Annotated in this window: 24 protein-coding genes; 16 read left to right on the plus strand and 8 right to left on the minus strand. The window is 40.8% G+C overall.

What is annotated here, in order from left to right:
• The first annotated feature begins 5 nt into the window (after positions 1-5).
• Positions 6-224 carry a hypothetical protein gene (locus BUE31_RS01295; protein WP_073399510.1) on the plus strand — a complete coding sequence of 73 codons (219 nt, stop codon included), beginning with the start codon at positions 6-8 and terminating at the stop codon, positions 222-224.
• Between the two features lie 121 nt (positions 225-345).
• Here the strand turns inward: BUE31_RS01295 and BUE31_RS01300 are convergent, their stop codons facing one another.
• Positions 346-957 (minus strand): NanQ anomerase/TabA/YiaL family protein, encoded by a 612-nt coding sequence (locus BUE31_RS01300; protein WP_073399512.1) that lies wholly within the window; start codon positions 955-957, stop codon positions 346-348.
• Between the two features lie 166 nt (positions 958-1,123).
• On the opposite strand from BUE31_RS01300, the gene kduI reads away from it, so the two are divergent.
• From kduI to BUE31_RS01325, 5 genes are all read left to right on the plus strand, one after another.
• Positions 1,124-1,954 (plus strand): 5-dehydro-4-deoxy-D-glucuronate isomerase, encoded by an 831-nt coding sequence (gene kduI / locus BUE31_RS01305; RefSeq protein ID WP_073399514.1) that lies wholly within the window; start codon positions 1,124-1,126, stop codon positions 1,952-1,954.
• A gap of 124 nt (positions 1,955-2,078) precedes the next feature.
• Positions 2,079-2,894 (plus strand): SDR family oxidoreductase, encoded by an 816-nt coding sequence (locus tag BUE31_RS01310; RefSeq protein ID WP_073399516.1) that lies wholly within the window; start codon positions 2,079-2,081, stop codon positions 2,892-2,894.
• Positions 2,895-3,096: 202 nt separating this feature from the next.
• On the plus strand, positions 3,097-4,383 hold the full coding sequence (locus BUE31_RS01315; RefSeq protein WP_073399518.1) for a serine hydrolase domain-containing protein: 1,287 nt from the start codon (positions 3,097-3,099) through the stop codon (positions 4,381-4,383).
• Between the two features lie 99 nt (positions 4,384-4,482).
• Complete coding sequence (locus BUE31_RS01320; protein ID WP_073399520.1) at positions 4,483-5,814, plus strand: Gfo/Idh/MocA family protein; 1,332 nt, start codon at positions 4,483-4,485, stop codon at positions 5,812-5,814.
• A 90-nt stretch (positions 5,815-5,904) separates the two neighbouring features.
• Positions 5,905-7,278, plus strand: coding sequence for a 3-keto-disaccharide hydrolase (locus BUE31_RS01325; protein ID WP_073401555.1), 1,374 nt, complete (start codon positions 5,905-5,907; stop codon positions 7,276-7,278).
• Between the two features lie 91 nt (positions 7,279-7,369).
• Here BUE31_RS01325 and BUE31_RS01330 read toward each other — a convergent pair whose 3' ends face one another.
• Genes BUE31_RS01330 through BUE31_RS01345 form a run of 4 tightly spaced genes read right to left on the minus strand, consistent with a single transcriptional unit; the run spans position 7,370 to position 10,687 of the window.
• A complete protein-coding gene (locus BUE31_RS01330) occupies positions 7,370-8,383 on the minus strand; it encodes a cytochrome d ubiquinol oxidase subunit II (protein ID WP_073399522.1) in 1,014 nt (337 codons plus the stop codon).
• A 5-nt stretch (positions 8,384-8,388) separates the two neighbouring features.
• Positions 8,389-9,702, minus strand: coding sequence for a cytochrome ubiquinol oxidase subunit I (locus BUE31_RS01335; protein ID WP_073399524.1), 1,314 nt, complete (start codon positions 9,700-9,702; stop codon positions 8,389-8,391).
• 14 nt (positions 9,703-9,716) lie between these two features.
• The gene (locus BUE31_RS01340; protein ID WP_200801843.1) at positions 9,717-10,127 is read right to left on the minus strand and encodes a DUF6691 family protein; all 411 of its coding nucleotides are present in this window, start codon (positions 10,125-10,127) and stop codon (positions 9,717-9,719) included.
• Positions 10,127-10,687 carry a YeeE/YedE family protein gene (locus BUE31_RS01345; protein ID WP_073399526.1) on the minus strand — a complete coding sequence of 187 codons (561 nt, stop codon included), beginning with the start codon at positions 10,685-10,687 and terminating at the stop codon, positions 10,127-10,129. The genes BUE31_RS01340 and BUE31_RS01345 overlap by 1 nt, the downstream gene beginning before the upstream one ends.
• 197 nt (positions 10,688-10,884) lie before the next feature.
• Here BUE31_RS01345 and BUE31_RS01350 point away from each other — a divergent pair, with 197 nt between their 5' ends.
• From BUE31_RS01350 to BUE31_RS01385, 8 genes are all read left to right on the plus strand, one after another.
• Positions 10,885-11,436: a hypothetical protein gene (locus BUE31_RS01350; protein WP_143167002.1), complete on the plus strand. Its 552-nt coding sequence runs from the start codon at positions 10,885-10,887 to the stop codon at positions 11,434-11,436.
• Positions 11,437-11,660: 224 nt separating this feature from the next.
• Positions 11,661-12,599: a transporter gene (locus tag BUE31_RS01355; protein WP_083619220.1), complete on the plus strand. Its 939-nt coding sequence runs from the start codon at positions 11,661-11,663 to the stop codon at positions 12,597-12,599.
• 7 nt (positions 12,600-12,606) lie between these two features.
• Positions 12,607-14,163, plus strand: a complete 1,557-nt coding sequence (locus BUE31_RS01360; RefSeq protein ID WP_073399531.1) for a vanadium-dependent haloperoxidase — start codon at positions 12,607-12,609, stop codon at positions 14,161-14,163.
• A gap of 63 nt (positions 14,164-14,226) precedes the next feature.
• Positions 14,227-15,321 carry a hypothetical protein gene (locus BUE31_RS01365; RefSeq protein ID WP_200801844.1) on the plus strand — a complete coding sequence of 365 codons (1,095 nt, stop codon included), beginning with the start codon at positions 14,227-14,229 and terminating at the stop codon, positions 15,319-15,321.
• Positions 15,322-15,411: 90 nt separating this feature from the next.
• On the plus strand, positions 15,412-15,876 hold the full coding sequence (locus BUE31_RS01370) for a RidA family protein (RefSeq protein ID WP_073399533.1): 465 nt from the start codon (positions 15,412-15,414) through the stop codon (positions 15,874-15,876).
• 61 nt (positions 15,877-15,937) lie between these two features.
• On the plus strand, positions 15,938-17,053 hold the full coding sequence (locus BUE31_RS01375) for a D-TA family PLP-dependent enzyme (RefSeq protein WP_073399535.1): 1,116 nt from the start codon (positions 15,938-15,940) through the stop codon (positions 17,051-17,053).
• A gap of 95 nt (positions 17,054-17,148) precedes the next feature.
• Positions 17,149-18,219 carry a dipeptidase gene (locus BUE31_RS01380; protein ID WP_073399537.1) on the plus strand — a complete coding sequence of 357 codons (1,071 nt, stop codon included), beginning with the start codon at positions 17,149-17,151 and terminating at the stop codon, positions 18,217-18,219.
• Positions 18,220-18,477: 258 nt separating this feature from the next.
• A complete protein-coding gene (locus tag BUE31_RS01385; RefSeq protein WP_073399538.1) occupies positions 18,478-21,081 on the plus strand; it encodes an MGH1-like glycoside hydrolase domain-containing protein in 2,604 nt (867 codons plus the stop codon).
• 62 nt (positions 21,082-21,143) lie between these two features.
• Here BUE31_RS01385 and BUE31_RS01390 read toward each other — a convergent pair whose 3' ends face one another.
• On the minus strand, positions 21,144-21,983 hold the full coding sequence (locus BUE31_RS01390) for a DNA/RNA non-specific endonuclease (RefSeq protein WP_073399540.1): 840 nt from the start codon (positions 21,981-21,983) through the stop codon (positions 21,144-21,146).
• Between the two features lie 185 nt (positions 21,984-22,168).
• Here BUE31_RS01390 and BUE31_RS01395 point away from each other — a divergent pair, with 185 nt between their 5' ends.
• Positions 22,169-23,098, plus strand: a complete 930-nt coding sequence (locus BUE31_RS01395; protein ID WP_073399542.1) for a sugar phosphate isomerase/epimerase family protein — start codon at positions 22,169-22,171, stop codon at positions 23,096-23,098.
• Between the two features lie 89 nt (positions 23,099-23,187).
• Here BUE31_RS01395 and BUE31_RS01400 read toward each other — a convergent pair whose 3' ends face one another.
• Positions 23,188-23,535: a hypothetical protein gene (locus BUE31_RS01400; RefSeq protein WP_073399543.1), complete on the minus strand. Its 348-nt coding sequence runs from the start codon at positions 23,533-23,535 to the stop codon at positions 23,188-23,190.
• Between the two features lie 24 nt (positions 23,536-23,559).
• Complete coding sequence (locus BUE31_RS01405) at positions 23,560-23,838, minus strand: hypothetical protein (protein WP_073399545.1); 279 nt, start codon at positions 23,836-23,838, stop codon at positions 23,560-23,562.
• A 204-nt stretch (positions 23,839-24,042) separates the two neighbouring features.
• Between BUE31_RS01405 and eat the strand changes: the two genes are divergently transcribed.
• Entirely contained in the window at positions 24,043-25,380 is a 1,338-nt protein-coding gene (gene eat / locus BUE31_RS01410; RefSeq protein ID WP_073399547.1) for an ethanolamine permease, read from the plus strand.
• Positions 25,381-25,428 lie beyond the last annotated feature (48 nt).

Here is a 25,428-nt window from a genome sequence, read left to right on the forward strand (position 1 = left end):
TAATAATGGTAGAGATCTTCAGAACTAACGTGAAAAATAAAAGACTGGCCGGTAAAATATTGAAGGCGCTTCAGTCACATTTGCCGGCTTTTTATTTTAATTTCGATCTGGAGGATTGCGACAGGATCCTGCGGGTGCAAAGCAATAACACGCCTGTTGAATGCAGTAAAATAATGCAGATAGTTAAAGGATATTCAATTGAGATCAGTCTTTTTGAGGATTAAATAAGTGGAGATCAGACTTACGAAGTTTTGTGGAGACCGGACTTACGAAGTTTTCAAAACTTCGTAAGTCTTAAAGTTATTACCTTTCGCCTTTTACCTTTCAGCTTTCACCTCCTCCCCCTCACCCCGCCACTTTTATTTTTATCACAATCTTCTTCACCACATCATAGCCTGCAACTTTGATATTAGGGCGGTGAGCATCCCCAGGGAAAAACAGAAAAAATAGATCCGGAGTTGCGATATAATATTGCCCCTCGGCATTGTAATTGATGCTGTCATTTGCCTCGTTATACGGTTTAGTAACTGTGGCTTTTGATACAGGCGCCACACCAATGGTTTCCTGGCCCTTTATAACATGTTGCAGATCGATGTAGTTGCGGTGCGACTCCCATGCGGAATTTTCAAACTCTTTTGAAGGCGCTTCGGTTACTATGGCAAAAACATTAGTGCCATCTATCGGATATTTACCAGGTTTTAATTTAGTGAGATCACTATCGCGTAAAAATGCGAATGCTTTATCCCAGGCAGCCTGGTTTTTATGGTATTGTTCGGCAAATACAACTTTATTTACCGATGAATGGATCTCAGGTTTAAGCCCGTTCTTCCATTCCTTTTTATTAAGCCAGGCTGTTGCCGTATTCTCATTCCAGATGTTCTGGGCTAAGGCAGCGCTGGTTATTCCTAAAAAGGCAAAGAGCAACAGTGATTTTTTATAAATGATTAAATTTTTCATTGTACAATAGGTGTTTAGTTTTATTTAGGTTTTATGGGATGTAAATTAGCTTTTTTTTACAAAAACTAATTTACCTTTTTTTTGAGATCGTAAATATTAACTTTGGGTTTAAGTAGATGGGTTAATTTTTATCAACCAAACAATAATATCAAACCAATAAACAACCTTGAAAGTTTTACATAGTGTACATCCGGAAGATTTTAAAACCTACGACACATCATTAATAAGAGAACGTTTTTTAATAGATAATACAGTACAAAAAGAGGCTATCAATTGTGTTTATACACATTATGACCGCATGATTGTAGGCACAGCCACCCCGGTTACCCAACAGCTTACTTTAGAGAATTACCCCAACCTGCGCGCTGATTGTTTTTTGGAACGACGCGAAATAGGAATAATCAATGTGGCCGGTGAGGGAACAGTAACAGCTGATGGACAAGCTTATAAACTGAACAAGTTTGATTGCTTATATATAGGCAAAGGTGTTAAGGAAGTTACTTTTAGCAGTAAAAACAACAGAGATGCAGCCGTATTTTATTTGCTCTCAGCCCCGGCACATACAGCTTATCCAACAACTTTTATGGGGATAAATGATGCGGCCAAAGTTGAAGCGGGCAATGCGGTAACCGCTAACCTGCGTACTATCAATAAATACATTCATGCCGAAGGGATTAAAAGCTGTCAATTAGTGATGGGCCTGACCATCTTGCACCCCGGCAGCGTTTGGAACACCATGCCTGCACATACGCATGATAGGCGGATGGAGGTTTATTTTTATTTCGATTTGGCAGAAGGGCAAAAAATAGTGCATTATATGGGTGAAGGTGACGAAACCCGGCACATTATGATGAATAACTACGATGCCGTTGTTTCACCCCCATGGAGCATTCACTCCGGCAGCGGAACCAGTAATTATAACTTTATATGGGGTATGGCAGGCGAAAATCTGGATTATACAGATATGGATGTGATTTCAATAAGCGAGTTAAGATAGGTAGAGAGAATCAAGAAATCAAGAGTCAAGAATTAGGACTAGAAAAATTAAGAAACTAAACATAAATATTAACTTAAAAACATGCCTTGGATCTTGACTTCTTGATTCCTGGCTCTTAAAAAACATGGCTGATAAATTTTCATTAAGCGGAAAAGTAATTGTTGTAACCGGCGGTACCGGTATTTTAGGAAATGCATTTGTTAATGGCATAGTTGAGGCCGGCGGCACTGTTGGCATATTGGGTCGCAACGAAGCAGTTGCCGAAGAAAGAGCTGCACATATTAATGCAAATGGCGGAAAAGCTATTGCCCTGGTTGCCGATGTTATGAAGATTGATGAACTGGTGGCTGCTAAAAATAAAATATTAGAAGCATTCGGCAGGGTAGATGGGCTGGTGAACGGGGCAGGTGGTAATATGCCGCAAGGTGTTTTACAGCCGGAAGAAGATATTTTTAGTATGAACCTGCAAGGGATGAAAGAGGTGCTGGACCTTAACTTATGGGGAACACTAAACCCAACACAAGTCTTTGGCGAGGCCATTGCGAAAACTGGGAAAGGCAGCATCGTTAATATATCGTCAATGAACTCAAAAAGGGCCATTACAAAAGTATTGGGTTACAATATGGGTAAGGCCGCTGTTGATTGTTACAACCAATGGTTTGCTGTTGAATTAGCTAACCGTTATGGAGATGCCATCAGGATGAATGCACTTGCTCCCGGCTTTTTCCTTACCGAACAAAACCGGAATTTATTAACCCTGCCCGAAGGTGGTTATACAGACAGGGGCGCCAAAGTAATAAGGAACACGCCATTTAAAAGATTTGGGCATCCTGATGAATTGATTGGCGCTATTGTCTGGTTGTTAAGCGATGCATCGGCATTTGTTACAGGCTCAATGATTTGCGTTGACGGCGGTTTTTCAATATTCGGAGGGGTGTAAGGTTTGTTGATTAGGTTGGATTAGGTTGATTGAGTTGGATTAGGTTATTTTTTTAAAGGGTTTTATTTGTAACAAACCTGTGATGACTTGATTAACTTATAGTCAAATGTTCATACATTAGTGTATCAATGACAGATTTTTATTTTCCCTATAAAAGCTGGTCGACCTAATATGAATTATAACCCTTGTAAACCAAACCGTTATGGTTAATAAAAGTCTGTTTGTGTTATTACCGGCTTTGTTTTTTTCGTGCAGCATCTTTTCTCAGGGTGTTACATTACAACCTGGCAACCCGGTTGCAGAAAAATTCTCAGATGAAAGGCTTCAACGGATTGATAAGTTGATAAAGCAATATGTTGATTCAGGCTGGGTTGTTGGCGCTGATGCTTTTATAGCCCGAAACGGCAAGATAGTTTATAACAAAGCATTTGGCCAGGCGGATGCGGAGAAAAAGATTCCCATGCAAACAGATGCGATCTTCCGGATAGCATCACAAACCAAAGCCATTACCAGCGTTGCCGTAATGATGCTTTTTGAAGAAGGAAAGTTTTTGCTTGATGACCCTATCTCCAAATACATCCCTTCATTCGCGCACCCTAAAGTACTGGCTGAGTTTAATCCGAAAGATTCCACTTATACAACAATTAATGCCAGGAGGGAGATAACAATCCGCGACCTGCTTACCCATACGTCGGGTATTGATTATGCGCAGATTGGCTCGCCAAGCATGAAGGCTATTTACGCAAAGAATAATATTTATGCGGGTTTTGTATACGATAAGTTATTGCTTGCCGATGCCATTAACAAATTAGGCACCCTGCCACTGGTACATCAACCCGGCGAGCGTTTTACCTATGGTTTAAATATTGATGTGCTGGGCTATTTGGTTGAAAGGGTATCCGGCAAAAGCCTCGACCAGTTTTTGAAAGAAAGAATTTTTCAGCCCTTAGGAATGAATGACACTTATTTTTACTTGCCGCCATCAAAATATTCAAGACTGACACCTGTTTATACCCCTGACAAACAGCAGCACCTGGTTAAGGCAGATGAAAAAACTTTCCCGGGTGTAAACTGGGATTATCCCATAACGGCCGGCACTTATTACGCCGGGGGTGCGGGCCTAAGTTCAACTATACATGATTATGCCATTTTTTTACAGATGATGTTAAATAATGGTGAGTACAATGGTCATCGTTTATTATCAAGGCATACCGTTGAAATAATGACCATGAACCAGATTGGAAATTTGAATTTGAATTTAGAGCGAAACAAATTCGGTTTGGGCTTTGAGGTTTTCACTAAGGATGGCCAGGCTAAACTGGGTGAAACAGAGGGTTCATTTAGTTGGGGAGGTTTCTATGGCACTGTTTTTTGGGCTGACCCAAAGGAACACATGATCTGCCTGCTATTCGTACAGGAATGGCCCTATCCCCATGGAGAATTAACCGATAAGTTTAAAGTGCTGGTATATTCGGCTTTAGAGAATTAGAGAGTCCGAAAGTCAGTAAAGTCCGGAAGTCCGAAAGAAAAAGAGTTCTTTTTTCGGTGTAATCATTTTTAAATCAGTGCAATCATTAATAAAATAACTATGATCAACAGAAGAAAATTCATTCAAACCGCATCCGTAGCCGGAACAAGCTTTCTGCTTTCGCCACACTTGGGGAAGGCTGCCGGTTTTTTTAAGGGATCGCCAAATGAAAAAGTGGTGGTAGGTATGATGGGTACCCATAGCAGGGGATTATACCTTGCTCAAAACTTTGCAAAAATACCCAATACCGAAATTGGGTTTGTGTGTGATGTAGATTCGAAAGTTGTTGAAAGCACCATTGCCGATATTTATAAACGTACCGGGAAAAAGCCGGAAGGGTTTACCGATATAAGAAAACTGCTGGAGAAAAAGGATGTAGATGCGATTGTTATAGCTGCCCCCGATCATTGGCACGCACCAGCTACCATAATGGCTTGCCAGGCCGGCAAACATGTATATGTTGAAAAACCTTGCAGTCACAACCCGCATGAAGGCGAAATGGCTGTAGCCGCTTCAAAAAAATATAACAGGCTGGTACAGATGGGCAGTCAGCGCCGCTCGTTCAACAATGTGCAGGGGATGGTTAAAGAGCTGCATAATGGCGTTATTGGCCGCACCTATTATGCAAAAGGCTGGTATACCAATCACCGGGGTAGTATAGGCATTGGTAAACAGGTTGCTGTTCCGTCAAATCTTGATTATGAGCTTTGGCAGGGACCCGCACCGCGCAGGCCATACCAGGATAACCTGATCCACTACAACTGGCATTGGTTTTGGAACTGGGGAACAGGCGAAGCCTTAAACAATGGTACCCATGAGTTGGATGTGATCCGCTGGGGTTTAGATGTTGATTTCCCGACTAAAGTGGTTTCAACAGGTGGCCGGTTCCATTTTAAAGACGACTGGCAAACGCCCGATACGCAAAATATCCTCTACAATTTCCCAAATAACACAGCTGCCGAATGGGAGGGAAGAAGCTGTAATGGTTATAATATAGAAGGGTTAGGCCGCGGTGTTATATTTTATGGGGATAAAGGAACATTATTTTATGAAGGAGGAAATGGCTACAAGATTTATGATGGAGACAATAAGTTGGTACGGGAAGTAAAGGATGCTACTGTGGTTGATGCTACAAATAAAGTAAGCCCGACGGAAGCGCTGGATGGCTTACACATGAAAAACTTTATTGAAACCATACAGGGGACAGCAAAGCTGAATTGCCCAATTGAAACCGGGTTTAAATCAACCCTGCTGCCGCAATTGGGAAATATCTCGTACAGGGTTGACAGGGTTTTGCATATCAATCCATCAAACGGACATATTTTAAATGATCCGGAGGCTATGAAACTTTGGAGCAGGGAATATGAAAAGGGATGGGCGCCAAAGGTTTAAAATATGGCGCAGATGCATGGTGGCGAACCTACCCCCAGGGTGGGGAATCGAAAAAAGCTTATTGAATTAATCACAATATCTATATCTAACATGAAAAAACTAACTATTAATGCTGCAATTATCCTGTTGTTTGCAGCTTTCATTAATCCGTTTAATGCCAAATCGCAAAGCACACCTGGTTTGTTTGACGGCAAGACACTTAAAGGATGGAAACGACTGGCTGGTACTGCCGATTACAAGGTTGAAGACGGCGCTATTGTAGGTACTACAGTATTAAACTCGGGCAACACGTTCCTTGTAACTGAAAAGGAGTACGGCGATTTTATTTTGGAACTGGATACCAAAATTGAAAGTAAGCTAAGCAATTCCGGCGTTCAAACCCGCAGTCATTATGACCCGGCCGGGAACGACGGTAAAGGAAAAGTATATGGAAGGCAGTTTGAGATAGATCCGTCAGATCGTAAATGGTCGGGAGGAATCTATGATGAGGGCCGCAGGGATTGGTTATATCCGCTTGATCTGCATGCAAAGGTTAAAGATGTATTTAAAGTGGGAGAATATAACCACATCCGCATTGAATGTATTGGCAATGAAATGCGTACCTGGATAAATGGGGTTGCTATAGCTGATGTTGTTGATACTGTAGACAGCAAGGGTTTTATTGGTTTACAGGTACATGCTGTAAGCAAGGAAGAACAAGCCAATAAAAAGGTTTATTTTAAAAATCTTCGCATCCAAACGCAAAACCTTAAAAGAGCACCATTCCCGAAAGATGTTTATACAGTTAACCTGACCCCAAACTCACTCTCAGCAAATGAAAAAGCGGGGGGATGGAAGTTATTATATGACGGCCATACACCCAAAGGCTGGCATGGCGCAACAATTGCAACATTCCCGAACAAAGGCTGGGAATATGCTAACGGAGTAATGCATGTTTTACCATCAGAAGGAAAAGAAGAGTCAGGCGGTGGAGATGTGGTTACGGATGATTTATATAGTGCGTTTGATCTCTCTTTTGAATTTAAACTGACTCCCGGCGCAAACAGCGGTGTAAAGTATTTTGTAACACTGTCTGAAGTTACAAAAGGATCTGCCATAGGCCTGGAATACCAGGTTTTGGATGATAAACTACACCCTGATGCCAAACTTGGCAGAGATGGCGACCGGACCCTTTCATCATTATATGATTTGATCCCCGCCAAAAAGCAAGAACGTTTTGTTCACCCGATTGGTGCATGGAATATAGGGCGGATAATTGTTTATCCTAACAACCATGTTGAACACTATTTAAACGGGGTAAAAGTATTGGAGTATGAAAGAGGTTCAAAAGAATTCCGCGACCTGGTAGCCACCAGTAAATATGTTGTATGGAAAAACTTTGGCGAAGCTAAAGAAGGACATTTGCTTTTACAGGATCATGGTAATGAAGTGTTTTTCAGGAGCATAAAGGTGAAGAGGCTGTAGGATGGTTTTTGAACCATGATTTACCTGATTTAAGGATTAAAAGATTTCTTGCGGATAATCAAGATAATCTTTTAATCCCATAAATCATGGTTCAGACAACTTCATTTCTCTTTTGAAAACTGTAATACAAATAAAAGAGGGACGGAAGGATCAGCAAGCTTCCGAGCATGAGCCCGAGCGCTAAAACTTCAATTGTTTTTGCTGGTGCATGATAGGCAAACAGGGATAAATTTTGGCCGCCTTTTATCATTACTAAATAAGGGTAGTGCATGTATCCAACGGCCAGGAGGATCATTGTAACCTGGAAGCCGGCCCCAACACGGATTATTTTTCTTTTGCCTTTATTGATCAGCATCCATGATGCTGCTAATGAAATGGAAGCTGCAATAACAGCGGTTAAGCTAACAGGGTTTCCAAAGATCCAATGTGCAAGATGAATATGCTCAATTTCGGAAGCAATAAAAACTAATCCCCCAAACACAACTGCCAGTATGTTCATTGCCTTGGCTTTTAAAATAAACCGCCTTACATCATGGTCGTTATCTGCTTCGCCAATAAGGTAAATGGCCGCAAGATACCCGCTTAAAGCAACTGTAAATAAACCAACTGTTACAGAAAAATAATTTAACCAGCTAAATATATAAGCATCTAAAAATGACGTAGCATGGAGGTCGATCTGCCTTGAAATAGCGCTGCCTGCTATGATCCCCAAAAACAAAGGCGTTATAAAGCTGGAATAAACAAATACCTTGTTATAGATTCTTTGCGTGTTTTCACCTTTTATGGCGTCATAGTTTCTAAATGCAAACGCGGTACCCCGCGCGGTGATGCCCAATAGCATAATTAACAGCGGAATATGAAGGTAAGTACACATGGTACTGTAAATGGTTGGGAAAGCAACAAACATTATTACTACTGCAATTATCAGCCACATGTGGTTTGCTTCCCAGATGGGGCCAATAGCCTGGTAGCTGGTTTTACGGGTGCGCGGCTTGTTTTTCTCGGAAGTAAAAAGCTCAATTATTCCCGCGCCAAAATCAGCACCGCCAAGCAGGAAATATAAAACTATGGCCAAAAACAGGAACGAAATAACTACATACAACATAGGCTTTAAAATTTGCGGTCGTAAAGTTCAGGAACCATTTTTATCTGGCGTTTTAATAATAATATTACGGCTATACTTAAAATAATATAAACGGCGGTGAACAAATAAAACGAATATTGGATCCCCGGCATTGGTGTAACAGCCTCGCTGGTGCGCATTACGCCTTGTATTATCCAGGGTTGGCGGCCAACTTCGGTTACCGTCCAACCAGCTTCAACAGCTATAAAACCAAACGGTGTTGAGAGGATAAACAGGTTAAGGAACCATTTTTTTGAAAGCCAGCTTCGTTTTTTCCATACCGCCACAAAATACAAGATGCCAATAAGCATCATTGTTGAGCCAATAGCTATCATTATTTCAAAAGCAATATGGGTAACTGTAATTGGCGGCTGATTTTCTTTGGGGATAGTGTCAAGTGCTTTAACCGGCTGTTTAAAATTATCATACACTAAAAAACTTAACAGCCCGGGGATTTCAATACCATAATTCACTTTTTTATTCGCCGTATCGGGTATGCCGCCAATGGTTAGCGGCGAATAAGGTTGGGTATGAAAATAAGCCTCCATTGCAGCCAGCTTGGCGGGTTGTTTTGCTGCGGCATTTTTTGCAGATATATCACCACTGAAAGGTTGTAATATGGCCGCAATAGCCCCAAAAACTATGGCTATTTTAAAAGCTTTGGTATGAAACTGAACGTTCTGCTTTTTGGCTATCATTAAAGCGTGAATGCCTGCAACAGCAAAACCGGTTGCTGAAAATGCTGCAATTGTCATGTGCAGGGCTTCTGAAAACCAGGAGCCATTAAACATTGCTTTTATCGGGTCGATATTAAGGTATTGGCCATTAACATAATCAAACCCGGAAGGACTGTTCATCCATGAATTTGCCGAAACCACCAAAATGCCCGATGCAATTCCGCTAATGCCAACCATTACACCGGTGCACCAGTGGAACCATTTGTTAAACCTGTTCCACCCATACAAAAAAAAGCCTAAGGCAATAGCTTCAATAAAAAATGCCACCCCTTCCAATGAAAAGGGCATCCCGAATATTGGCCCGGCATGTTCCATAAACTTAGGCCATAATAAACCCAACTCAAACGATAAAATAGTACCTGATACAGCACCAGTGGCAAAAAATATGGCAACGCCTTTGCTCCAGGCCTGTGTTATATTCTTATAAACAGGCTCACCGGTCTTTATCCATTTGTAATGAGAGATGGCCATAAAAACCGGCATCACCATACCGATACATGAGTATATGATGTGAAAACCTAATGATATGGCCATTTGCGACCTTGCGGCAATAAAATCGTCCATCGTAATTTAATTTATTAATGAGGCAGCTTTTCGCGAAGCATGCCGTAAACCCAGGTGCCTGCAATGGCACTTAATAAGGTAACTATGGTTACTAAAAAACCACTGCCAATTTGTGCAAATAACGGCCCGGGGCACGCGCCGGTAATGGCCCACCCCAAACCAAATATCAATCCGCCATAAACATTTCCCCAATGAAACTTTTTTGTTGGGATGGTAATATCTTCCCCGGTGATTGTTTTAAGCTCAAACCGCTTGATAATTAAAACAGAGATCATACCCACAATAATAGCGCTGCCAATAATTCCATACATGTGAAATGCCTGTAGCCTGAACATTTCCTGGATGCGGAACCACGATACAACCTCGGATTTTACCAGTACAATACCGAACAACACCCCGGCAATTAAATATTTAGCATTTCTCATTATAGACGGATCAGGTAGGGTAAAATAAACCAGGTCATAACTAAACCGCCTGTCATAAAGCAACAGGTAGCTATTAAAGATGGCCATTGCAGTGTTGAGATGCCCATTATAGCATGACCTGAGGTGCAGCCTCCTGCATAACGTGTTCCAAAACCAACCAGGAACCCGCCGATAATTATAAAAACCAATCCCTTTAAAGTTAACAGTTGCTGAAAGCTGAAAATATCATTCGGTAACAGGCCTGTAAAATCTTTTACACCTTGCTGCTTTAACAGGGTTTCAGTGGCAGGGCTAATTTTAACATGGTGCTGTCCGTTTAAAAGTTGTACAGCTATAAACCCTCCTATAATAATACCGGCAACAAAAAAAAGATTCCAGGCCTCTTTCTTCCAATCGTATTTAAAAAATGAAATATTGGCCGGGATACAAATGGCGCAAATATGCCGGAGTGATGACGATATGCCAAATGCCTTATTTCCTGCAAATAGAAGGACGGGGACTATGAGGCCTATGAGCGGACCGGAAATATACCAGGGCCAGGGTTGTTTTAAAAAGTCCATTTACTATTGTTAATAGGGTACAGTACAAATATACCCATAACTAAAATGAACTAATAGCAGGCACAAAAATGATTGTTAAATAGAATATTTCTAAATATTAACCCAATTTAATAATATTTCAAAAAAATATTGCATTGTTAAACTAAATATTATATACATTTACTACCTAGAAGTAAACCATAATTATACCTGATTAATTGAAACGGTTATTTGCCATTGTAATGTTGTGTGTTCACCTGTTTACTATAGGTGGATATACCTTGCTGTTTCAATATTACATTCATAAATCGGATGTGCAGATGGTTAAGGAGATCTTTGATAATAAGATAGACAACGCAAAGCTTATTGAAATCAAAATTCCGGTAAATATGCCCACTGTGCAGGATTGGACAGAATATGAAGTGATCCAGGGCCAGATCCAGCTAAAAGATGCATATTATAACTACGTGCGGCTTAAAATGACCCACGATACTATGTATTTTGTTTGTATCCCCAATACGGTCAAAACTCATCTTGTAAAAGCAAACATTATCACAGCCAACCAGATAAATGATGTGCCGCTTACTAAAAAAGGGCATGATGCATCCTTCAAAAAAGTTAATACCCTTAGTGACTATAATTTACAGGCGTTTAAATACCATTACCAGGAATTTGAAACGCAGCTTAAACCTAATGACAAGTCTGTATCTTTTAAACTAAACAGTCCTTTTATCGACTCTCCGGGTAAACCACCCAATTCTATCAGCTAAAACTGCTTTATAACACACTTTAAGCAGCCTTATTTAAAGAGGCTGTAAATTCAATTTGTATATGTAAAACAATGCTGCATTATGCTTTTGCTTATTGCACATTTAACTATTGCTTTTGAATTAAAGTTTATAGCAGTTTCTCTTAATGCTGATGTTACCTGTCCGGGTTTTTAATCCAACTAAGCACTTACATTTTTTACTTTTTATTCACTTAACTAAAAACCATGATTAGATCTTTACCCCTGTATTTTTACAGGTATTGTTTTGTTGCATGCTGTTTCTTTTTTCTCTCAAAAACAGCGAGTGCGCAGACAGATGCCGACGCACTAATGATCCCCAAAAATTACCTCTGCACAGGCGTAGTTTACACCCACAGCGACTGGAAAAATTATTGGGAAGGAACTTTTAAACGCAATAATGCCAATATTGGCACGCTGTCGACCAATTCATTTATGGTTGTGGGCAACTATGGGATAACCAATAAGCTTGACGTTATAGCAATGGCGCCCTATGTTAAAACAAATGCATCGCAGGGAACGCTTAAAGGCCAAAGCGGTGTTCAGGACTTAACAGTAGCTTTAAAATACCTCGCTTTTACCAGCGAAATTGGAAAAGGTCTTTTCAGTATCCATGCTATTGCCGAAGGATCAATTCCGTTAACTAATTATGAGGCCGATTTTTTACCGGTATCTATTGGTTTACACAGTAAGTCGGTATCGCTGCGCGGACTTTTAAATTACCAAACAGGCAGGTTTTTTGTTGCAGGAGCAGGTCAGTATGTATTACGCAGCGATATAACCATTGACCGAAACTCTTACTATACCGATCATTTAATATACAGTAACCAGGTTGATATGCCTAATGTATCAAACCTGTTGTTCAGTGCCGGTTACCGCAGCCTTAAATTAAATATTGAAGGTATTGTTTCAAATACCACCACACAGGGCGGTTTTGATATCCGCAAAAACGATATGCCTTTTCCAAGTAACAAAATGAACATGACAACGGTTGGCGGCCTTGCAAAATACAGCTTTGAAAATGTAACCGGCCTTGAGCTTACTGTTGGTGGTAATTATGTGGTTAGTGGCAGAAATGTTGGCCAAAGCACCAATTTATTTGCCGCAGTATATTATATCCTTGATTTTTCAAAAAAGACTAAATAAATAAACCATGAAAAGACAAATACTTTATTTAATGCTGCTGTTAGTTTTAATGGCATCCGTTTTTTTAGGGTCATGTAAAAAAGCAGTGATTGATCGTACCACTTTATACCCTGCACTCGCCCCTGCAAATATTGATCTGAACGCCGATACCTGGAAACCAGTATTAGCAAAGGATCCCACTGTGTTTAACGTGCCGTCTCCCGATGCTACCAATTCAGCAGCTTATGCGGCAGACATAAATGAAATAAAATCATACCAGGGCAAATTAACCGACGATCAAAAGGCAATAGTTAAATACTGGAGCGCCGGTGCAGTATTAAGGTGGAATGAAATTTTGCGCGACCTGGTTGCAAAGCATAATTTACCCCCATATCAAAATTCTGACGGTACCTATCCTTTTCCAAGTGCCGCTAATCCGTTTGCTTATCCGCAATTCCCTTTTTCAAACCCGCCATACGCAGCTCGTGCTTATGCTTATGTAAGCGCTGCTCAATATGATGCTTTGGTAACCGCTTATCATTATAAAAACATATATAATCGTGCGGCGCCATACACTTTTGATACAAGCATAAACCCACTTATTCCTAAGTCTGCATTACCATCATACCCAAGTGAAGATGCTGTAGTAGCAGGCGCTACCGTTGAGATAATGAAATTGTTGTTTCCTGCAGACATAGATTATATAACTCAAAAAGCCGCAGATGAAAAATTATACCGCATAATGGCCGGAGCCAATGTGAGAGGTGAAATTACGGCTGGTGAAGCCCTGGGTATTAAAGTTGCTGATGTTTTTACCGCCCGCGCCAAAACAGACCGCGCAGGAAAAGCAATTGGTACCCAGGTATTATGGACACAATTACAGACACAAACAGCTGCAAAGGGCGAGCAATTCTGGATAAGCCAGGAATCGCCGTTAAGGCCGCCAATGTTGCCATTATTTGGCAAAGTTTTGCCGTTTTTATTTGATACGCTTACCGTTGTAGCTTTGAGGCCACCTCCCCCAAATCCAACAAAATCAGATGCGTTTAAGAAAGAAGTTGCAGAAGTACTTACCTATAGCGAAAACCCAACCCGCGAACACCAGGCTATAGTTGAGTTTTGGGCCGATGGTGTTGGTACTTATACGCCACCCGGACACTGGAATGCGATTGCAGCTGATGAGTTTGTAAAACAAAACTATAGCGAAGTGCGCTGGGCCCGCAATTTTGCTTTATTAAACATGGCTGAAATGGATGCGGCAATTGTATGCTGGGATACCAAGTATTTTTACTTTAACCAACGCCCAACCCAGGCAAATCCTAAAATTAAAACTTTAACGGGCATTCCTAATTTTCCGGCTTATACATCAGGTCACTCTAATTTTAGCGCTGCTGCCGCTACAGTATTAACCTATTTACTACCTGATCGGGGCAGCAAGTTTAATGATCTTGCTAACGAGGCTTCATTATCGCGGTTATACGGAGCTATCCATTACCGGTCTGATATTGACGCTGGCATTGCAACGGGTACAAAGGTTGGCCAGTATGCTGTGCAAAGAGGGAAAACTGACGGTGCCGGGAATTAAAAAACGTAACCAATCAAACAATCAAAATAAATTACTCAATCAATCAACAACCAGAAAAAAATCATGAGAATCACAATTAAATCAATTTTAACAATTTGCTTATTCCTTTTATTTAAAAACACAAATACTTTTGCCCAGGGCTGTGTTGCCATCCGGAGCACCGGCGGTATTGCTATAATGAATGAACATCCTGATAGTACAAATTCAAGCAACAGTTACTGGATCTTTAACAATAACAGCCGCTATTATAAATCATTCAGGCATTTTGTGGGTAAACAAGAACAATTTCAGCGTTTAGTATTGCATAATAACGTAATTAACAAAGTGTATACTCAGGATATGACCCTTACCCGTGTATTTAACAACCGGTGGTCGGCATCCATAAATATCCCTATGGCAGACAACAGCCGCTCACAAGTAACCAGCGGATCAAGGTTTAGCACCCATTCATTTGGTTTGGGCGATATTAATGTTTCGGGTTATTACTGGTTATTTAATCCGGCAAAAGCTCCAAAAGGAAATATACAAGTTGGAGTAGGGATCAAATTCGCTACGGGCAACTACAATGTACAGGATTATTTCCTTACAAACCCGGCCACAGGGGAAAGAACACTTAAGTATGTTGATCAATCTATCCAGTTAGGCGATGGCGGTACAGGCATCACTACTGAAATAAATGCTTACTATAATTTCACCACTAAATTTGGCGTGTATGGCAACTTTTATCACCTTACCAGCCCGCAAAATGTAAGTGTACCTAAGTCAACAGCGGCTGTGCCGGCAGTTTCTACTGCTTCGCCATATACTGCTGATGTATTTAGCGTACCTGATCAATACCTGGTAAGGTTTGGCGCAACCTTAGCTGTTAACAAATTTAACTTTTCATTAGGCGTACGTGATGATTGCTTGCCCACCCATGATATTATTGGCGGTAGCGATGGTTACAGAAGGCCAGGTTATATAATAGCAGCCGAACCAGGTATAAACTATCGGATTCACAATGTTTCATTATACGCTTATGCACCGATTGCTATAATCCGCGATCGCACACAAAGCGTAGCTGATATAAGACAAACAGAAGCAACAGGCGTTTATAAACAAGGCGATGCTGCTTTTGCTGATTACGTTATTAATATTGGCGTAACCGTTAAGTTTTAGTATAGTTGATTATTTGATTTATCAAAGCCGGGCGTGAGATACCCGGCTTTTTATTTTTATGTTTGTTTTTAATTACCACCTTTTAGAAAAATGAATACAGCTGATCAAAATTTTGCCGCACTGGGTCTTAACCTTCCGCCGGCGCCAAAACCGCTTGGGGTTTATAAGCCCTGTTTAATTGATGGAAAATATTTATATGTATCAGGCCATGGCACTGTTCAGGATGACGGGAGCCTGATCATCGGGCGAATAGGAGAGGCGCTTACACCGGAAGAAGGCAAGCTGGCCGCAAGGCAGGTTGGTTTGGCAATATTGGCCACCATAACTGCCAATATTGGAAGCTTAAACAAAGTGAAAAGAGTTATAAAAGTACTGGGGATGGTTAATTGTAAACCCGATTTTGAAAAGCATCCATTTATTATTAATGGCTGCAGCGAATTATTTGCTAAAGTTTGGGGCGAGGATAACGGGATAGGCGTTCGCAGCGCGGTTGGAATGGGGTCATTACCTGATAATATCCCGGTTGAGATTGAAGCGTTATTTGAGTTGTTTTGAGTAAGTCCGAAAGTCGGGAAAGTCAGTAAAGTCCGGAAGATTAAAGAATAACCAATAACCAATGAAAGAACAGGATTGGTACATTATAAATGATATTGACACATTAGATACACCTGCTTTGGTTGTTTATCCCGCCAGGGTAAAACAAAATATTGATCTGCTTATCAGCATGCTTGATAATGTTGCCCGCTTAAGGCCACATGTTAAAACCCATAAAAGCAAGGATGTTACTTTGCTGATGCTTAAAGCAGGCATCACCAAATTTAAATGCGCTACTATTGCCGAGGCCGAAATGCTGGCTATGTGTAACGCTCCTGATGTTTTGCTGGCCTATCAACCCATAGGGCCAAAATTAAACCGGTTTGTTGAACTGATATTGGCTTATCCTGGCACCAAATTCTCCTGCCTTGTTGATAATATAAATGTGGCAACCGAAATATCTGAAGTAGCATTACAGAACAAAATAAAGGTCCCAGTTTATATTGATCTGAATGTAGGGCAGGATCGTACCGGCATTAAACCCGGTAACGGTGCCTTGCAGCTTTATATTGATTGTAACGCTTTAAGCGGAATAACTGTAATTGGTTTACATGCTTATGATGGCCATATTCATGATGCAGACCTTAAGATCCGTACGGAACAGTGTAATAAAAGCTTTGAGCCTGTGCTTAAACTTCAATCAATTATAAAAGATAAGGGCTTTCCTGAACTTGTTATTGTAGCCGGAGGCTCGCCAACTTTCCCCATTCATGCTAAACGCGGAGTTGTAGAATGCAGTCCTGGTACTTTTGTTTATTGGGATAAAGGTTATGAAACAAGTTTTTTGGAACAGCCGTTTTTACCGGCTGCATTAGTGGTAACCCGGGTTATATCGCTGCCTGACGAAACTAAGCTGTGTTTAGACCTTGGCCATAAATCAATAGCTGCAGAAAGGGATATAAAGAGCCGGGTTTACCTGATAAATGCGCCTGAGTTGGAGGTTGTTGGGCAAAGCGAAGAGCATTTGGTTGTAGAGGCAGGTAAAGGACACGATTATAAACCGGGTGATGTGATCTATGGAATGCCTTACCATGTTTGCCCCACAGTAGCACTTTATGAAAGGGCAATTACAATTGAAAATAACAAAACAAGCGGAGAATGGAAAAACATTGCCCGCGACAGGAAAATAACAATATAATTTGTAGAGACGCAATACTTTGTGTCTCTGTATTAATGAAAATTAAAATCAGTACCTGAGACACAAAGTATTGTGTCTCAACAATTAAATAAAACATGTTCACAATTGATGCCCATTTAGACCTGAGTATGAACGCCCTGGAATGGAACCGCGACCTGCGGAGACCCATTGCGGAAATAAATGAACGCGAAGCCGGTATGACTGATAAACCCGATCGTGCAAAAGGAGTAGTTTCCTTACCCGAATTGCGGAAGGGCAATATCGGATTGGTTGTAGGCACCCAGATAGCACGCTATGTTGCACCGGGTAATCCGCTACCAGGGTGGCATTCGCCCGAACAGGCTTGGGCACAAACACAGGGCCAGGTAGCCTGGTATAAAGCAATGGAAGATGCCGGTGAAATGGTGCAGATAAATGACTTTAAAAGCCTTGAAAAGCACATTAGCCTTTGGGCTGATGGGAAACCGAATGCGGCTAAACCTGTCGGGTATATTTTAAGCCTGGAGGGTGCTGATTCAATAGTAACCATAAAACATTTAGAGTGGGCTTATAATTATGGGCTTAGGGCAGTTGGTCCGGCGCATTACGGTCCGGGGCGCTATGCGCAGGGAACGGATGCTACAGGTTTTATGGGGAGGGCCGGCCATGAGCTATTGAAAGAAATGGAGCGGCTTAATATTATTTTAGATGCTACCCATTTATGTGACGATAGTTTTTGGGAAGCATTAGATCATTTTAACGGGCATGTTTGGGCAAGTCATAACAACTGCAGGGCATTGGTGAACCATAACCGCCAGTATAGTGATGAACAGATAAAAGAGTTGGTAAAACGCGGGGCTGTAATTGGGGCCGCGTTGGATGCATGGATGATGGTGCCGGGTTGGGTACGGGGCCAGTCGGACCCTAAAGAAATGGATTGCAGTTTGGAGGTGATGATAGATCATGTGGATCACATCTGCCAGATTGCGGGTAACTCAATGCACATTGGAATAGGGTCTGATCTTGATGGTGCGTTTGGCCGCGAGCAATGTCCGTATGACCTGGAAACCATTGCAGACCTTCAAAAAATACCCGCCTTGTTAAAAAAACGAGGCTATAATGAAACCGATATAGAAAACATGATGCATGGCAATTGGCTAAGGTTTTTGAGGAATGCCTGGAAGTAAGCGTTTTTGATTTCACTGATTATAGGAAGTGATTTCACTGATTATTTTATGGAGATTTCACTGATTGTTTGAAGATCGCATCAGGTAATTTGCTGTATTGATTTTAATAGGATTGCAATAATATGAGTGCGTCTGTGCTTATAACATCCAAACTGTATTATTATGTTTAAATTATGCCGATAATCAGAGAAATCATTCCCCAATAATCAGTGCAATCATTTTAAAATCGGTGTAATCATTCAATAATCATCTCATAATATGAATGCAGAACAAACAAGACTAAAAGATCCATCCTGGAAGAAATGGGGACCGTATGTTAGCGATCGTCAATGGGGAACAGTGCGAGAAGATTATAGTGCAAATGGTGATGCCTGGAACTATATTACGCATGATATGGCCCGCAGTAAAACCTACCGGTGGGGTGAGGAAGGCATAGGGGGGATTTGTGATAACGAGCAATTACTTTGTTTTGCTGTAGCTTTATGGAATAAAAAAGACCCTATTATAAAGGAAAGGTATTTTGGCCTTAGCAATCCCGAAGGTAATCATGGCGAGGATGTAAAAGAATTATACTATTACCTGGATAATACACCTACGCATTCGTACCAGAAAATGCTGTATAAATACCCGCAGCAAGAATATCCGTATGCCTGGCTTTTGGATGAAAATAAACGAAGAAACCGAAACGACCCTGAATTTGAATTAATTGATACAGGCATATTTGACCAGGACGCCTATTTTGATGTGTTTATTGAATATGTGAAAAATGAGCAGCAGGACCTGCTAATTAAAATTACGGTTAATAACAGGGGCAGCCTTGATGCCGCTTTAAATGTTTTGCCAACCTTATGGTTCCGGAATACCTGGGCATGGGGGTATAATGATTATGTGCCTGAACTAACCGCTGATTCTCACGGTGTAATAGAGGTTTACCATGAAAAACTCGGGCAGATGTGGCTAAATGCCGAAGGATCGCCAGAGTTGATGTTTTGTGATAATGAAACAAATACCAGGCGCTTATACAATACCGATGATGGCAAACAGTTTTATAAAGATGGAATAAACGATCATATTGTACATGGCGCCGATACTATCAACTCCAAGAAAACAGGTACAAAAGCTGCGGTAAATTTTGACATAAATGTACCTGCAAAACAAAGCGTTACATTACGTTTAAGATTATCGCAGAATGCAAGTAACGGGTTTGATGATTTCGACAAGCTGTTTGATGCGAGGAAACAGGAGGCTGACGAGTTTTATTCAGATATAAATAAAGGGTCTACTAATGCTGATAAAATTTTAATCCAGCGACAGGCATTAGCCGGGATGTTATGGAACAAGCAATTTTATTATTACGATATTAACCACTGGCTGCACGGCGACCCTGCTGAGCCCCGGCCGCCTCAACAAAGAATAAACGCCCGGAACAGTAAATGGACCCACTTTAATACGAAGGACATTATTTCGATGCCCGATAAATGGGAATATCCATGGTTTGCCGCCTGGGACCTGGCTTTCCATTGTATCCCGCTTGCAAAAGTTGATATGACTTTTGCCAAAAATCAGCTTAGCTTGTTAATAAAAGATTGGTACATGCATCCCAATGGCCAGTTACCGGCTTATGAATGGGACTTTAATGATGCCAACCCGCCAGTGCATGCCATGGTTACGTGGAAAATATATCAGCAGGATAAAGCTGCAAATGATAACAAAGGCGATACTTACTTTTTAGAACGTATTTTTCATAAGCTGATGCTAAACTTTACCTGGTGGGTAAACCGGAAAGATGCATCGGGAAACAATATTTTTGAAGGTGGCTTTTTGGGGCTTGATAATATCGGCGTATTCGACAGGAATGCCCACCTGCCAATGGGTGAGCACCTTGAACAGGCTGATGGCACCAGTTGGATGGCCATATATTCATTAAACCTGTTACGCATTGCTGCCGAGCTTGCTGAAAGTAACAAGGCCTATAATGACATAGCCAGCAAGTTTTTCGAGCACTTTATATATATAGCCGGCGCCATATCAAATTTAGGGCAGGATAATGAAGGCCTTTGGGATGATACTGATGGCTTTTTTTATGATCAGCTGCGGTTGCCTGATAATAGTACTCAAAAAATGCGGGTGCGAAGCATTGTGGGACTAATTCCGCTAATAGCTGCCGAAGTGCTGGATGAGGATGACATTTTGAATAATCCAATTTTTAGCAACCGGATGAAATGGTTTTCAGAAAATCGCCCTGATCTTGCTTCATTGGTATCGCGTTGGTCAGAAACCAAAACGCCAGGCAAGCACCTGATAAGCCTGCTGCGCGGCTATCGTATGAAATCAATACTTAAGTACATGCTGGACGAAAATGAGTTTTTGAGTAAATACGGCATCCGTTCAGTTTCAAGATATCATTTAAATAACCCGTACCATGTTGCTATTGATGGCGTTGAGTTTAGCATAAAATATACGCCTGCAGAGAGTGACAGCGGCTTGTTTGGGGGCAACAGTAATTGGCGCGGACCTATCTGGATCCCTATAAATTATATGCTGATAGAAAGCCTGCATAAATTCTTCCTTTACTATGGAGACGACTTTAAAATAGAGTGTCCTACAGGCTCGGGTAACTTTATGAACCTGCAGCAGGTGGCAAATGAACTCTACAGCAGGATCTCAAACCTGTTTTTGAGAGATGAAGAGGGTAAAAGGGCTGTGTTCGGCAATTACCATAAAATGCAGAACGATCCTGATTTTAAGGATTATATATTATTTCACGAATATTTTGATGGCGATACCGGGCGCGGAATGGGCGCATCACACCAAACAGGGTGGACAGGGCTCATTGCTACCTGTTTGTATCAGCAAATCTAATTAGGAAGAGACGATTAAGCAGAAAACTTACGAAGTTTTCAAAACTTCGTAAGTCTGATGAGTTAGTTTCCTCCCGTAAACTTTTTATTCTCTAAAACATCCTGAACCTGCTGGGGCAAAGCCGATAATAAGTTATAACCGGTTGAATCTTCAATGCTTTTTACGGTGCAGGTATAATTCATCCAGTTATTGGAGATGTTGTTATCATTTGGTGTATCAATGGCTATAACCTGGGTATTTTCATCAATCCGGTTTAAATCATCATTACCCTCAGGTAACACCACTACAACTTTCCAGATATGCGCAGGTACATTTATCCGCCCTTTATCAATAGTGGTTGCAAAGCCGTTTCGCCCTGTTCCACCGCTACCATAAACGCCCATTATAACGTAAACTTCATTCCCTCTTTTTAATTTGTTCCTGCAATAGCTTTCCAAGTGTTCCCAGGTATGCTGGTTGTTATTTGGCGCCTGCGGAATTATATTATCCATCAAAAACGTGGCAGAATTTGCATCGGTTGAGCTGGTACGGTCGCCGCTTGGGCAGTTATGGCCTTTATCAAACCCTGATCTTTTATAGCTGTTGTTGTCAACTTCGTACCAGCCGTCAGGTAAAGTTTCATCGGGCCTGAAATTATTAAGCCTGTCTGTTGCGCCAAGGTCTTTACCGCACAAATGCCAGCTCACCCAATTAGGTTCAGCTTTATCCCTGTTATAGCTTTCAATATAGTATTTATGGTCGATGAGGTAGTTATCAGCATTCAATATACTTTTACTTGCATTGCTGGGATTGCCCAAAGCCATGTTGCTATCATCGGTTTGCTGAGGTTCATGCTGCTTGCAGCCAATTGCTGTTAATAAAAAAAGGCCTAAAAATGTTATTACTAAACGATTATAACGCATTTATGTTAATTGTGACAGTTCAAATATCCGGGCCGAAATATAGGAATATTTAGTTTGCTTAGCCCATTATGTGGATTATTTAAGGAGTTGATTTATAACAGAAAAAAATTATGCTTTAATGTGTATAAATGACACAATAATTTTTTAGCTTTACTAAACCACATAAACTAAATTACCAATTAAACATGAATTACAACAGGCGTAAGTTTTTACAAAGTACAGGTACACTGGTACTTGGAGGGATAGCTTTATCAGGTAAAGCCAGCTCTTTTTTATCAAATATGGCCCCGCATGCGGTGGGTTTGCAGCTTTTTACATTCTTTGGCATTATTGATGAAGATGTAAAAGGAACGTTAACTCAAATTGCCGCAGTAGGATATAAAGAAATGGAGTCGGCTTTTAGTAAAAAAGGCGGCTATTACGGTATGAAACCAAAAGAGTTTAAGGCTATGGTTAATGACCTTGGGATGTCCTGGAAGTCACACCATGTGTTGGGTGCTCCTTTTAAGTTACCAAAAGGGTTCAAAATGCCTTTGGGCGCCGATGGCAAACCTATGGTGATCCCGCCAATGATGAATTTGAGGGATAATATGCAGCAACTGGTTGATGAGGCTGCCGAAGGCGGAATCCAATACCTTGTTTGTGCTAATGCACCTACGGGTACACTTGAAGAAATTAAATCATCAATTGAAATATTGAATAAAACCGGCGAGGCTACCAAAAAGGTGGGAATCCAGTTTGCCTACCATAATCATGATATGGAGTTTAAGGCGATTGATGGCAAAGTGCCGTACCATTTGCTGCTAACGGAAACTGACGCTAAAAATGTAAAAATGGAACTCGACCTGGCCTGGGCAGTTAAAGGGGGACAAGACCCTGTGCAATTGTTTAAAGACCATCCTGGCAGGTTTCCTTTATGGCACGTAAAAGACCTGGATGCTTCTCACACTAATATTTTGCCTGTGGGTAGTGGAACCATTGATTTTAAGAGGATCTTCGCCAATAGTGTATCAGCCGGGATGCAGCATTTTTTTGTGGAACATGATAACCCTAAAGATGCTTTTGCAAGTATTAAAAGTAGTTATGGATATATAACTAATACCCTTAAAGCGTAGTCATTAAAAAAAGTAAAGCCGCCCAACACTACCAGGCGGCTTTATTTTTATTTATTGCCACAATTAAATTTATTTGTACCCTGTCTTTTTTAAGAGATAGGAGATGGTTTTATTGCCGACCTTATTGTAGATACGCGATTTTTTACCCATTGGTAAATTGTAGAGTATTCAAGGTAATTCCTTATCGTATCATCATTACGGATAGTAGTTACCAAATCTCTTAAGATGTTTTTTAAGGGAGATGTTTTGCTTACTGTAGTAACAATTTCTTCGAGTTGATCAGCGTAAACAACAGCTTCATATTCGTTATCAAATATAAGCTCAGTACCGCTTTTCCCTTTCTCCTTAATGCCTTTAGAGGGAGTTGGTAAATGATAATTTTTAAAATCAGCAGAAGTTAGTTTAGTGGGGCTGCTTGTAAACTTGATTCGTAGCATATGATTTATTTTTTAGTGCTTATTTTATCGTGTGTAACTCTGTACAAATTCATCATTCCGGATAGCCATAATAACATCACTTATAGCAATATATTGTGGCGAATGCTTATCATTTAATTCGGTTGAAAGATTCTCCAATTGTTCTGCATAAATAATCGCCTCCTCTTCATCTTCAAACTTTAATATTACATCGTTATTTATCTCAGCATCAACACCATTAAGCGGGGCAGGGAACCCGTATTCCTCAAAGGTAGAGAAATTAAGATTAGAATTACCCTGTGCGGAAATATTTATATGTAACATAATTTTATTGTCAAATCACCACTTCTCCAATAAGTGTTCAACAACTGTAAAGGTAAAGGTGTTTTAACAATTTTACATTTAATTATTGTTAAGTTTAATATATTTTTCTAAACAATCACCTAATAATTACATAATACGTGCCATTTTGAAATAACGTTGCCTTTGAGTATTTTAAAGCGATATAAAATTAGCAAATTACTCATAATGACATCCATCAAAACAGAACAATTAAAACGCGTATTAAAACCTATTCACCTTTGGGCCATTGCTGTAAGTTTAGTTATCTCAGGCGAGTATTTTGGGTGGAACCTGGGATGGAAATATGCAGGTACAGTTGGTTTCCTTATAGCCGCTGTGGTTATTACGGTTATGTACATAACTTTTATTTTCAGCTATACAGAGTTAACAACATCCATTCCGCATGCAGGCGGAGCGTTTGCCTATGCTTACCGGGCACTAGGGCCTTTTGGCGGACTTGTAGCCGGTTATGCTACTTTAATTGATTTTTTGTTCGCCACACCGGCAATAGCCTTTGGACTGGGAGCGTACCTTCATTTTTTAAACCCCGACATTCCGGTGTTATATTCGGCACTGTTTTTTAACGTGGTTTTTATAATAATAAATATTTTGGGCGTAAAGGAATCGGCAACATTTTCTTTAATTATCACCCTGCTTGCTGTTGCTGAATTATTGATTTACCTGGGTATAGTTTCCCCACATTTTAAAACCGGGAATTTTTTAAGCCACCCGATGCCGTCAGGGTGGACGGGTATTTTTCCGGCGCTGCCATATGCCGTTTGGTTTTATTTGGCCATTGAAGGGGTTGCAATGGTTGCAGAGGAGGTTAAGGATCCCAAACGGAATATTCCTAAAGGGTATATCTCCGGGCTGGCAACGTTAATATTTTTGGCATTTGGCGTTATGATATTTACCGGTGGTATTACCGACTGGCGTAAATTAGCCGAGCTTGACTATCCTTTGCCCGAAGCAATAAGTATTGTATTGGGCAAAACAAGCAGCCTTACAAAGATATTTGCCAGCATTGGGCTATTTGGCCTTATCGCCTCTTTTCACGGTACTATACTGGCATCATCAAGGCAGGTGTTTGCAATGGCCCGCAGCGGATATTTACCGGGTTGGTTATCAACAGTAAATCATAAATTTAAAACACCGCATTGGGCTATAATTGCCGGGGGCTTTATCAGCTTTATTGCCCTTTATACAGGTACCACCGGCGATGTAGTAATAATATCGGTTATGGGTGCAATTATAATGTATATGATGAGCATGATAAGCTTGTTTATATTGCGTAAAAAGGAACCGGCTTTGGAACGCCCTTTTGTAGCGCCATTTTTCCCGGTATTTCCGGCAATCGCCTTAGCAATATCGGCAATTGTCTTAATTACCATGATCTGGTTTTATGCACAGCTAAGCCTGATATTTTTTGCAGGGTTGGCTATAGCGATCGTAATATTTATGCTGATGGGTAAACATAAGCTAAAGCTTGAAGAAGAATTTATGACTGCACCGATTGTTGAATGATTGCACTGATAAATTTAAATGATTTCACCGATAAATAACTTTAATCCT

Source organism: Mucilaginibacter sp. OK098, assembly GCF_900142915.1.
Classification (GTDB): Bacteria; Bacteroidota; Bacteroidia; order Sphingobacteriales; family Sphingobacteriaceae; genus Mucilaginibacter.

Bases quoted from the DNA above. Each gene is read 5' to 3' on its own strand.
- BUE31_RS01400 (WP_073399543.1), bottom strand. From the start codon at position 23,535: ATGCTACGAATCAAGTTTACAAGCAGCCCCACTAAACTAACTTCTGCT.
- BUE31_RS01340 (WP_200801843.1), bottom strand. From the start codon at position 10,127: ATGAGAAATGCTAAATATTTAATTGCCGGGGTGTTGTTCGGTATTGTA.
- BUE31_RS01345 (WP_073399526.1), bottom strand. From the start codon at position 10,687: ATGGACTTTTTAAAACAACCCTGGCCCTGGTATATTTCCGGTCCGCTC.
- BUE31_RS01395 (WP_073399542.1), top strand. From the start codon at position 22,169: ATGAATTACAACAGGCGTAAGTTTTTACAAAGTACAGGTACACTGGTA.
- BUE31_RS01355 (WP_083619220.1), top strand. From the start codon at position 11,661: ATGATTAGATCTTTACCCCTGTATTTTTACAGGTATTGTTTTGTTGCA.
- BUE31_RS01360 (WP_073399531.1), top strand. From the start codon at position 12,607: ATGAAAAGACAAATACTTTATTTAATGCTGCTGTTAGTTTTAATGGCA.
- BUE31_RS01300 (WP_073399512.1), bottom strand. From the start codon at position 957: ATGAAAAATTTAATCATTTATAAAAAATCACTGTTGCTCTTTGCCTTT.
- BUE31_RS01390 (WP_073399540.1), bottom strand. From the start codon at position 21,983: ATGCGTTATAATCGTTTAGTAATAACATTTTTAGGCCTTTTTTTATTA.
- eat (WP_073399547.1), top strand. From the start codon at position 24,043: ATGACATCCATCAAAACAGAACAATTAAAACGCGTATTAAAACCTATT.
- BUE31_RS01330 (WP_073399522.1), bottom strand. From the start codon at position 8,383: ATGTTGTATGTAGTTATTTCGTTCCTGTTTTTGGCCATAGTTTTATAT.
- BUE31_RS01365 (WP_200801844.1), top strand. From the start codon at position 14,227: ATGAGAATCACAATTAAATCAATTTTAACAATTTGCTTATTCCTTTTA.
- BUE31_RS01310 (WP_073399516.1), top strand. From the start codon at position 2,079: ATGGCTGATAAATTTTCATTAAGCGGAAAAGTAATTGTTGTAACCGGC.
- BUE31_RS01375 (WP_073399535.1), top strand. From the start codon at position 15,938: ATGAAAGAACAGGATTGGTACATTATAAATGATATTGACACATTAGAT.
- BUE31_RS01325 (WP_073401555.1), top strand. From the start codon at position 5,905: ATGAAAAAACTAACTATTAATGCTGCAATTATCCTGTTGTTTGCAGCT.
- BUE31_RS01320 (WP_073399520.1), top strand. From the start codon at position 4,483: ATGATCAACAGAAGAAAATTCATTCAAACCGCATCCGTAGCCGGAACA.
- BUE31_RS01335 (WP_073399524.1), bottom strand. From the start codon at position 9,702: ATGGACGATTTTATTGCCGCAAGGTCGCAAATGGCCATATCATTAGGT.
- BUE31_RS01315 (WP_073399518.1), top strand. From the start codon at position 3,097: ATGGTTAATAAAAGTCTGTTTGTGTTATTACCGGCTTTGTTTTTTTCG.
- BUE31_RS01385 (WP_073399538.1), top strand. From the start codon at position 18,478: ATGAATGCAGAACAAACAAGACTAAAAGATCCATCCTGGAAGAAATGG.
- BUE31_RS01295 (WP_073399510.1), top strand. From the start codon at position 6: ATGGTAGAGATCTTCAGAACTAACGTGAAAAATAAAAGACTGGCCGGT.
- BUE31_RS01380 (WP_073399537.1), top strand. From the start codon at position 17,149: ATGTTCACAATTGATGCCCATTTAGACCTGAGTATGAACGCCCTGGAA.
- BUE31_RS01405 (WP_073399545.1), bottom strand. From the start codon at position 23,838: ATGTTACATATAAATATTTCCGCACAGGGTAATTCTAATCTTAATTTC.
- BUE31_RS01370 (WP_073399533.1), top strand. From the start codon at position 15,412: ATGAATACAGCTGATCAAAATTTTGCCGCACTGGGTCTTAACCTTCCG.